The 9,795-nt window shown below is 59.9% G+C and carries 7 protein-coding genes; all 7 read left to right on the forward strand.

Going from position 1 to position 9,795, the window contains the following annotated elements:
- Window positions 1-949: 949 nt before the first annotated feature.
- Window positions 950-1,144, forward strand: coding sequence for a hypothetical protein (locus Q0Z93_RS08145; RefSeq protein ID WP_298064440.1), 195 nt, complete (start codon window positions 950-952; stop codon window positions 1,142-1,144).
- A 94-nt stretch (window positions 1,145-1,238) separates the two neighbouring features.
- A complete protein-coding gene (locus tag Q0Z93_RS08150; RefSeq protein ID WP_298064441.1) occupies window positions 1,239-2,969 on the forward strand; it encodes an alpha-amylase family glycosyl hydrolase in 1,731 nt (576 codons plus the stop codon).
- A gap of 363 nt (window positions 2,970-3,332) precedes the next feature.
- Window positions 3,333-4,031 (forward strand): MotA/TolQ/ExbB proton channel family protein, encoded by a 699-nt coding sequence (locus tag Q0Z93_RS08155; protein WP_298064442.1) that lies wholly within the window; start codon window positions 3,333-3,335, stop codon window positions 4,029-4,031.
- Between the two features lie 5 nt (window positions 4,032-4,036).
- Window positions 4,037-4,429, forward strand: a complete 393-nt coding sequence (locus tag Q0Z93_RS08160; RefSeq protein WP_298064443.1) for a biopolymer transporter ExbD — start codon at window positions 4,037-4,039, stop codon at window positions 4,427-4,429.
- Window positions 4,430-5,554: 1,125 nt separating this feature from the next.
- On the forward strand, window positions 5,555-7,366 hold the full coding sequence (gene argS, locus Q0Z93_RS08165; protein WP_298064444.1) for an arginine--tRNA ligase: 1,812 nt from the start codon (window positions 5,555-5,557) through the stop codon (window positions 7,364-7,366).
- A gap of 37 nt (window positions 7,367-7,403) precedes the next feature.
- Window positions 7,404-8,462, forward strand: a complete 1,059-nt coding sequence (locus tag Q0Z93_RS08170) for a glycosyl hydrolase family 18 protein (RefSeq protein ID WP_298064445.1) — start codon at window positions 7,404-7,406, stop codon at window positions 8,460-8,462.
- A gap of 14 nt (window positions 8,463-8,476) precedes the next feature.
- Window positions 8,477-9,795, forward strand: a 1,319-nt coding sequence (ffh, locus tag Q0Z93_RS08175; protein ID WP_298064446.1) for a signal recognition particle protein, incomplete at its 3' end; no start/stop codon positions are given.

The raw sequence follows: 9,795 nt of genomic DNA on the forward strand, positions 1-9,795 counted from the left end.
GCGTCCTCGGGAGATCATCGCCGAGCTGTCTTTCTTCCCACGCGAAAGCACTCCCGGAAACAGGTAGACACGGCAGACCCGGGAATGCCGTGTTTTGACTTGAGAAGCCCGTGCGGGTGCGCGGGCTTCAATAAGGCAAAACCGATTCCCGGTGACTTCTTTGCTTCCTTTGACCTGCGGTCTTCCTCGCGCTGCCTCGGCATAGCCCGCAAGCGATCTCTGCTCTCGGTACGCTGCTCGGTTCTTGGTCACCCAAGAAAGGAAGTGCCCGCCCGGCATGAGGGCATCAAAAAAAAGTTTTATATAAAGAACAAATGTCCCGCCGGCTCGAGGCGATAAAAAACCGTACGGTTTATCACAAAGATCTCCCGATGACGCCCGGAGCCACCCCCGGCGGAGGGTGTCGCTCGGCACTCGAGCCGAGCAGGAACTACCCCAACTCCGTAGGCTGTGGCCCAAAACTGTATTTGTCCCGCGCGCTGGCGGAAATCCGGTTCAAAAGCAATTCATGCTTTTGAACGATTTCCTATTCCAGCCGTCGCGCGCGGTGCCGCTCGGCACACGAATTGGGGAGTTTGCTCCGCCTTAAATAGAGGGTACTGCCCTTACGCCCCGCGGGAAGTCCGGTGCCGCTCGGCACTCGAGCCGGGCTGGAACTACCCCAACTCCGCAGGCTGTGGCCCGAAACTGTATTTGTCCCGCGCGCTGGCGAAAATCCGGTTCGCAGAACCGGGCGGGCCGGACGCCGCCCCACGGGAGGCCCGCAATAAGGCCGCAAGCGTCCTTGATTGCAGTCTCCCGGGCGTCCGACCCGCTGCCCTCGGCACCCGAGCCAGGCTGGAACTACCCCAAACAGCCCCGCCGGCTCGAAGCCATAAAAAACTACGGCAGGCATCGGAAGATGCAAAACAGAAACCAAAGCATATTATTATACCAACACCTATCCATCATGGCCTATAACAAAAAAGGATACTACAAGCGGGCCCGGGCTTTGCAGGAGCTCACCGCCCAGCATTACGAACCCGAGCGGCACGACCGCTGCTACAAATGGGTATGGCGCAAATACGTCTACCCCCAGTTCGGTATCTGTTATCACAGTTATTTACGTTACCTGCACACCGTCATTCCCGCCGAAATCCGTTAGGCCACTCGCGCAGGAATGGACACCGCCCCGCATTTTCCGCAAGGAAATGCGGGGTTTTTCGTAACTTTGAAATCTTATTAATCCGACTCGAACTATGAAAAGATTTTTCCTCGCCGCCATCGCCCTCGTCAGCGTCATGGGCGGCAGCACACAGGCCCGAACCGCCCCCTCGCCCCTTCCGCAGTGGCTCGACACCGCCGTGTTTTACCAGATCTACCCCGCCAGCTTCAAAGACTCCGACGGCGACGGCATCGGCGACCTCGGCGGCATCCTCTCCGAACTCGACTACATACACTCCATCGGCGTTACCGCCATCTGGATGAATCCCATTTTTTGCTCCGAATTTCGCGACGGCGGATACGACGTGACCGACTTTTACACCGTCGCTCCACGGTACGGCACCAATGCACAGCTCGTCCGGCTCGTCCGCGAAGCCCATGCGCGGGGGATCAAAGTCTGCCTCGATCTGGTGGCCGGCCACACCTCCGACCGGCATCCGTGGTTTCTGCAATCCCGTCAGGCCGACACCGCCCTCCGGTACAGCGACTACTACATCTGGACCGACGCCGACTCCATCCTCCCGCCCGGCTCCAACTATGTCAGATCCGACGCCCCGCGGGAAGGCAACTACCTCAAGAACTTCTTCGACTGCCAGCCGGCCCTGAATTACGGCTTCGCCCGACCGAACCCCGCCAATCCGTGGGAACAGTCCGTCGATGCTCCCGGGCCGCAGGCCGTGCGGCGCGAGCTGAAAAACATCATCGCCTTCTGGATGGACAAAGGCGTAGACGGTTTTCGGGTCGATATGGCGTCGAGCCTGATCAAGAACGACCCCGGCCACGTCGCGACCCGCCGGTTGTGGCACGAGATGCGCGCATGGTTCGGCGAACGTTATCCCGAAGGAGTGTTGATCTCCGAGTGGAGCCGTCCGGAAGAGGCCCTTGCCGCCGGATTCCACATCGACTTTATGATGCAGTTCGGCACACCCGGATTTCCGTCGCTGTTTTTCAATAAGGAGGGGGTCGAAATCAAACAGGACACCTGCTATTTCCAGACCCTCGGCGCGGGACAAATCCGGGAATTCGTCGAAAACTACACCCGCCAGCGCGAAAAGACGCGCGGGCTGGGATATATCGCGCTGCCCACCGCCAACCACGACTGCCAGCGGCTCGCCTGCGGCGACCGCACCGACCCCCGGCAGCTGAAAGTCGCCCTGACTTTCCTGCTGACCCTGCCCGGCACGCCGTTCATCTATTACGGCGACGAGATCGGCATGCGTTTTCTCCCCGACTGGCCGGAGAAGGAGGGGAGCATCATGGGGCGGAACGCCAACCGGTCGGGCAGCCGCACCCCGATGCAGTGGGCCGCCGGGCCGACCGCCGGGTTTTCCGCCGGGCCCGCCGATTCGCTATATCTGCCTCTCGATCCGGACCCGCAACGGCCTACCGTCGAGGCGCAGAACGACGATCCGGCCTCGCTGCTGAACTATGTCCGGGGGCTGCTCGCCCTGCGCAAACGGACGGCGGCGCTGGCGACGCGCGGCGAATGGCAGTTGGTCGGCGACATCGGTCGCCCCTATCCGATGGTCTACCTGCGGAGAGCTGAGAACGGGCCGTGTTATCTGGTGGCCGTCAACCCGTCGGGCCGGCGGGTCGAGGCCGAGCTGCCTGTCGGGTACAAGGGGCGGTACGTGTATGGCACCGGTCTGAAAGATGTGCGCTGGTCGGCGGGGAAAGAATCCGTCCGGATAGCGATGAAGCCGGTATCGGCAGCCGTTTTCCGCCTCGACGGCCGGGAAACGGGCATCCGGATCGAGGCGGAATAGGCGGCTCCGGTTCGATCCAGGCATACGGCCGTTTTGTCTGTTCGTGCTGTGGTTTGCAATTATCGCCTTGGTGAGATTCGATTTAGGCATGCGGTCGTTTTGTCTGTTCGTGCTGTGGTTTGCAGTTATCGCCCTGGTGAGATTCGATTCAGATATACGGTCGTTTTGTCCGGCCGGTCTGCGCTCGCCGAAGAGAATATCCGGAATCGGCCGTGGCGGCGGGTGCTACCTACGGCACCCGATCCGGGCCTGCCGGTCTTTCAGGGTAGAGACCGCTCTTGCTGAAGTCGGCACCGCTGGTTTTCTTCCGTTTTTTTTTACCTTTGCCGGTATAACGCTTTACTTTAAAAATCCTGTATAAAAATGATGCTTTTGCAAGCCGCGCAGGCGGCGGCCAAAACCGAAACCATAGGCCTCGGCTCGCTGATCCTGGCCGGCGGGTGGCTGATGATTCCGCTGGCGATCCTTTCGGCTATTACGATCTTCATCTTTTTCGAGCGGTTCTGGATGATTCGCCAGGCGTCGGGCAAAACGGACGCAGGTTTTATGGCCAAGATCCGGGATCTCATCTATGAGGGCAAGTTAGAGCAGGCGGTGCAGTATTGCCGTGCGAAACGGAGCCCGGTGGCGCGGATGATCGAGAAGGGGATACTGAACTTAGGACGGCCCAAGGCGGATATTCAGGCGGCGATCGAGAATGTGGCCAATTTGGAGGTTTCGCGATTGGAGAGCGGACTGCCGTTCTTGGCCACTACGGCGGGCGGGGCGCCGATGATCGGATTCCTGGGGACGGTGTTGGGAATGGTGCAGGCGTTCATGGATATGGCGGCGGCGGGGGGCTCGGTGGACCTCTCTATCCTGGCCAGCGGGATGTACACGGCGATGATTACCACGGTGGGGGGGCTGGTGGTGGGGATTCCGGCCTATTTCGGCTACAATTTCCTGGTGGCGCGGATCGAGAAGCTGGTGTTCCAGATGGAGGCCAACACGATCGCGTTCATGGATATCGTGACGGCTAAGGAGAATCCGGCTTTCGTCGGCCAATTCACTAAACGGCAGTAAAAACTATGGCTATCAAAAGGGGTTCGAGGGTGGATATGGGGGGAAGTTCGGCGTCGCAGACCGACCTGATCTTTCTGCTGCTGCTTTTCCTGATGATCTCTACGACGCTGATCAACCCTAACGCGTTGAAATTGCTGCTGCCCAAAAGCAGCAATACGAACAAGGAGAAACCGTACACGACGGTTTCCATTACGGCGGATTTGCAGTTTTTCGTGGAAACCGAGCAGGTGCCGTTCGAGCAGTTGGCGGGCCGGCTCAAGGCGAAGCTGGAGGGGGTGGAGGATCCGACGGTCTCGCTGCATTGCGACCGCACGGTGCCGGTGGACGAGGTGGTGAAGGTGATGAATATCGCGCGGGACAATAAGTACAAGTTGGTGTTGGCGACGGCGCCGGAGTAGGGGCTCTGGCGGCGAATGTTTTTGTCGGGGTTTTGCTGCGGGTACAGGGGGCGGCGAGCGACGGGCCGGGCTTCTCTGGCAGTGGTGCTCTGGTGCTTTGAGGGTGTGGTGCTTGGGGGCGTCGGAGCCTTGTCGCCAAGATCGCATAGCGGCTTTTGGAGGGCTTGGTGACGGGCCGAAAAAATGCGGGTTGTTTTATTGTACGTTTTTTGTCGCCGCGAGCCGGGTGCCGCTCGGCACTCGAACCGGCGTTTTTTCATTGCCCTCCTGCCGGGCGGACATTTACTTTCTTGGGTGACCAAGAACCGAGCAGCGTACCGAGGGCAGAGACCGCTTGCGGGCTATGCCAAGGCAGCGCGAGGAAAACCGCAGGTTAAAGGAAGCAAAGAAGTCACCGGGAATCGGTTTCGCCTTGTCGAAGCCCGCGCACCCGCACGGGCTTCTCAAGGCAAAACGCGGCATTTCCGGGGGTGCTTTCGCGGGCGGAGAAAGACGGTTCGGTTATGATCTTTCGATGACGCCCCGGAGCCACCCCGGGCGGAGGGGCGCAACTCTCGCGTTGCTCGAATGCGCCTCCGCGGGCTCCGGGCAGAAATGCGACCGGACAATAACTCGGATCGGGCACCGAGCGGTACCGCTGGCTTCGGGTCGTACTCGTGCTTCGGAACCGTATTGGTCGCGAGTGCCGATGAGAATCCGGTTCGCAGAACCGGGCGGGCCGGACGCCTCCCCACGGGAGGCCCGCAAATCAGCAGTGCTCGTTGCGTTCTCTCCCGGGCGTCCGACCCGGTACCGTTCGGCACTCGAACCGGGCTGGAACTACCCGAAACGCCTCCGCTGGCGCGGCTCGATCGCGAGTAATTAAGACGCACGCAAAAGCCCTTCCGGAAGCGTCGTGTTTTGCCTTGAGGGGGATGCGCTGGACGCGCGGACGCCCGACAAGGCGAAACCGGTTTGAGGCGATAAAAATCAGTACAATTTATATAGTTGTTGCGATTTGCAGAATCGCCGGCCTCAGCGGTGCCGCCGGGCACACCCAAAACGAAAAAGCAGACGACTCACAGCACAAAGCAACCGGCAAGGCTCTGTTCAGGAATAATGGATTTTGAATACGATACGACAGATATGATAAACGCAGAAAATACAGTCAGGGAATGTGCCAAGCAGGCTGTCGGGGCGCTTTACGGCGACGGCGGGGCACTGCCGGAGCTGCAGGTGGCCAAGACACGCAAGGAATTTGCAGGAGATTATACACTGGTGACCTTCCCATTGCTGAAATTGAGCCGCAAATCGCCGGAGCAGACAGCCACCGAAATCGGGGAATGGATGCGCGAGCATTGCGGAGAGACGATCGGGGACTTCAACGTCATCAAAGGATTCTTGAACCTTTCGCTCACCCCGAAGTTCTGGCTCGGCTGTTTGGGGGACTTGATGCAGACCCCGAACTACGGCTTCGTGTGCGACAGCGGGAAATCAGTGATGGTGGAATACAGCTCGCCCAATACCAACAAACCGCTGCACCTGGGGCACATCCGGAATAACCTCTTGGGATATTCCGTGTCGAAGATTCTGGAGGCGAACGGATGCAACGTACTGAAAGCCAACTTGGTCAATGACCGGGGGATACATATCTGCAAGTCGATGCTGGCCTGGCTGCGGTTCGGCGGCGGCGAGACCCCGGAATCGTCCGGGATGAAAGGCGATCATTTGGTAGGGAAATACTATGTGGCATTCGATCAGGCATATAAGGCGGAAATCCGTCAGCTGATGGAACGCGGCTTAGACGAAGAACAGGCGAAGCGGGAGGCCCCGATTATGAAAGAAGCGCAGGAGATGCTGCGCCGGTGGGAAGCGAAAGATCCGGAGGTGTACGGACTGTGGGAGCGGATGAACAGCTGGGTCTATGCCGGGTTCGACGAGACTTACCGGGCGATGGGCGTGTCGTTCGACAAAGTCTATTACGAATCGAACACCTATCTTTTGGGGAAAGAGCTGGTACAGAAGGGACTGGAACAAGGGGTTTTCTTTCGGAAAGAAGACGGATCGGTGTGGGCCGACTTGACGGGGGACGGGCTGGATCAAAAACTTTTACTCAGGGGAGACGGGACGAGCGTGTACATGACGCAGGACCTGGGGACGGCGGTGCAGCGGCGCGAAGAGTATAACCTCGACAAGATGATCTATGTGGTGGGGAACGAACAGAACTACCACTTCCAGGTGCTCAAACTCATTCTCGGGAAGCTCGGTTTCGGCTGGGCTGACGGCATTTACCACCTCTCGTACGGGATGGTGGAGCTGCCGGAGGGCAAGATGAAGTCGCGCGAAGGGACGGTGGTGGACGCCGACGACCTGATCGCCGAGATGATCGAGACGGCAAGGACAGTGGCGGTCGAGGCAGGCAAGTTAGACGGCCTGTCGGACGAGGAGATCGCCGAGATTTCGCGGATGGTGGGCTTGGGGGCTTTGAAATACTTTATCCTGAAAGTGGATCCGAAGAAGACGATGCTCTTCGACCCGCGGGAATCGATCGACTTCAACGGGAATACGGGGCCGTTCATCCAGTACACCTATGCCCGGATCAAATCCTTGCAGCGGCGGGGAGCGGGTGCAGGAGACACAGCGGCGGCGGCCTCTGCCGGGGCGCAGTTCGACGAGGGACGGGTGCCGGAGCCGAAGGAAATCGAACTGATCAAACTTTTGGCGGAATTCGCCGGAGTGGTGAGGCAGGCGGGCGAGGAATTCTCTCCGGCGGTGGTGGCGGCCTATGCCTATGACTTGGCGAAAGAGTTCAACCAATACTACCACGACTATCCGATCCTCAAGGAGGGAGTTTCCGAGGCGGATCGGCAGTTCCGGCTGTCGTTAGCATCTCAGGTGGCGGATACGCTGGGGCGGGCGATGGGCTTGCTGGGAATCGAAATGCCGGAACGGATGTAGCGCTCGGGGAGGCGGCGGATAACAACAAGGATCGACCATGAAAACAAAACAGCTGTTCATTCTTGCGCTTCTCGGGCTGGGGCCTTGGGGGGCGGGATTTCATGGCGGAGTCTCGTCAGTGCAGGCGGCGGAGCGGGCAAACGATAAAATCGTGCTGGCATACATCACGGCCGGGAACCGGGCCGCGATCGAACCGGAAGTGCTCACCCATATCAACTACGCTTTCGGAACCGTGAAACCCTCGTTCGACGGCGTGCACGTGCCGCGGCCGGACTATTTGCGGGAGATTGTCGCATGGAAACGGGAATATAAGCAGCTGAAAGTCCTGTTGTCGATCGGCGGCTGGGGGGCCGGCGGCTTTTCGGAGATGGCCGACAACGATACGCTGCGGAAGCGGTTCGTGCGGGACTGCCGGCGGATCGTGCGGGAGTTCGGGTTGGACGGGATTGATCTCGACTGGGAATATCCGGGCAGCAGTGCATCGGGGATCACTGCGGGGCCGAGAGATGTGGACAACTTTACGAAACTGATGGCCGAACTCCGCCGCGCGATCGGGAAAAAGCGGCTGCTGACCTTCGCGTCGGCAGCATGGGCGGGGCATATCGATTTCCCGGCGGTGCTGCCGTACGTGGACTTCGTGAATCTGATGTGCTACGACATGGGGCGGCCGGCAGGGGATGCCCACCACTCGGCGCTGTATCCGTCGCCGCGGGCCCGTTGGAGCGTGGTGCAGTCGGTCGAGGCGCACCGCAAGGCCGGAGTGCCGGACGACAAGATCGTCGTGGGGGTGCCATTCTACGGACACGCCAATACGACACGGGGCTATTCGGACTATCTCAGTTGGCCGGCGATTGCCAGGGCGTTTCCGGGACAAGTCTATGCCCGGGATAGTGTGGCGGGGGTGCCCTATGTGGCGGATACGGCGGGCACGATGCTGTGCGTCTACGATGATCCGGAATCTCTGCGGCTCAAATGCCGCTATGTGCAGGACAACGGCCTGCGCGGGGTCATGTACTGGGAGTATTCCTGCGACGACGCGGCGGGGACGCTGCGCCGGACGGTTTTCGAGGCTTTGATGAAACGTAATCGTAATTAAACTCGCGGATAGATATGTTTGAGAATCTGAGTGACCGGATCGAGCGATCGTTCAAGATACTGAAAGGACAGGGGCGGATCACCGAGATCAACATCGCCGAATCGTTGAAAGAGATCCGGCGGGCATTGATCGAGGCCGATGTCAACTACAAAGTGGCCAAGAGCTTTACCGACGAAGTGAAGCAGAAAGCGATCGGACAGGAAGTCATCAAGGCGGTCAATCCGAGCCAGATGATCGTCAAGATCGTGCACGACGAGCTGGCGGCGCTGATGGGGGGGACGGCTGCGCCGATCAACCTCAAAGACACTCCGGCGGTGATTCTTGTGGCGGGACTGCAAGGGTCGGGGAAGACCACGTTCAGCGGGAAACTCGCCCTGCATTTGAAGAAGAAGGGGAGGGGAGTGCTGTTGGTCGGAGCCGATATTTACCGGCCGGCCGCGATCGACCAGCTCCGGGTGCTGGGGGAACAGATCGGGGTGGAGGTCTACTCCGAGCCGGAAAACAAGACAGATGCGGTGGGGCTGGTTCAGAGCGGGATCCGGTATGCCAAGGCGCGGGGGGGGACGTTCAATACCATTATCATAGACACGGCGGGGCGTCTGGCGATCGACGAGGAGATGATGCGCGAGATAGCGGCGATCAAGGCGGCGGTGAAACCATCCGAGACCCTCTTTGTGGTGGACTCGATGACCGGGCAGGATGCGGTCAATACGGCGCGGGAGTTCAACGAACGGCTGGATTTCGACGGCGTGGTGCTCACGAAACTGGACGGGGATACGCGGGGGGGGGCGGCGATCTCGATCCGGTCGGTGGTGGACAAGCCGCTCAAGTTCGTGAGTATGGGCGAGAAGATGGAGGCGCTGGATGTGTTCCACCCGGAGCGGATGGCTGATCGGATTCTGGGGATGGGGGACATCGTGTCGCTGGTGGAAAAGGCGCAGGAGCAGTTCGACGAGGAGGAGGCGCGAAAGCTCCAGAAGAAGCTGGCGCGCGACCAGTTCACGATGCAGGATTTCCTGAACCAGATCCAGCAGATCAAGAAGATGGGGAATATCAAGGATTTGGCGTCGATGATCCCGGGGGTGGGCAAGGCGCTCAAGGATGTGGAGATGGACAACAGCGTTTTCAAGCAGACGGAGGCGATCATCCAGTCGATGACGCCGGCGGAGCGGGAGAATCCGGCCCTACTCAACGGGGTGCGCAAGGCGCGGATTGCGCGGGGGAGCGGCACGGATGTGGCGGCGATCAACCGGCTCTTGAAGCAGTTCGACCAGACGCGCAAGATGATGAAGATGGTGGCGGGTGGCGGCGGGGCTATGGCGCGCATGGCGGG

This window comes from uncultured Rikenella sp., assembly GCF_947628055.1.
Taxonomy (GTDB): Bacteria; Bacteroidota; Bacteroidia; order Bacteroidales; family Rikenellaceae; genus Rikenella.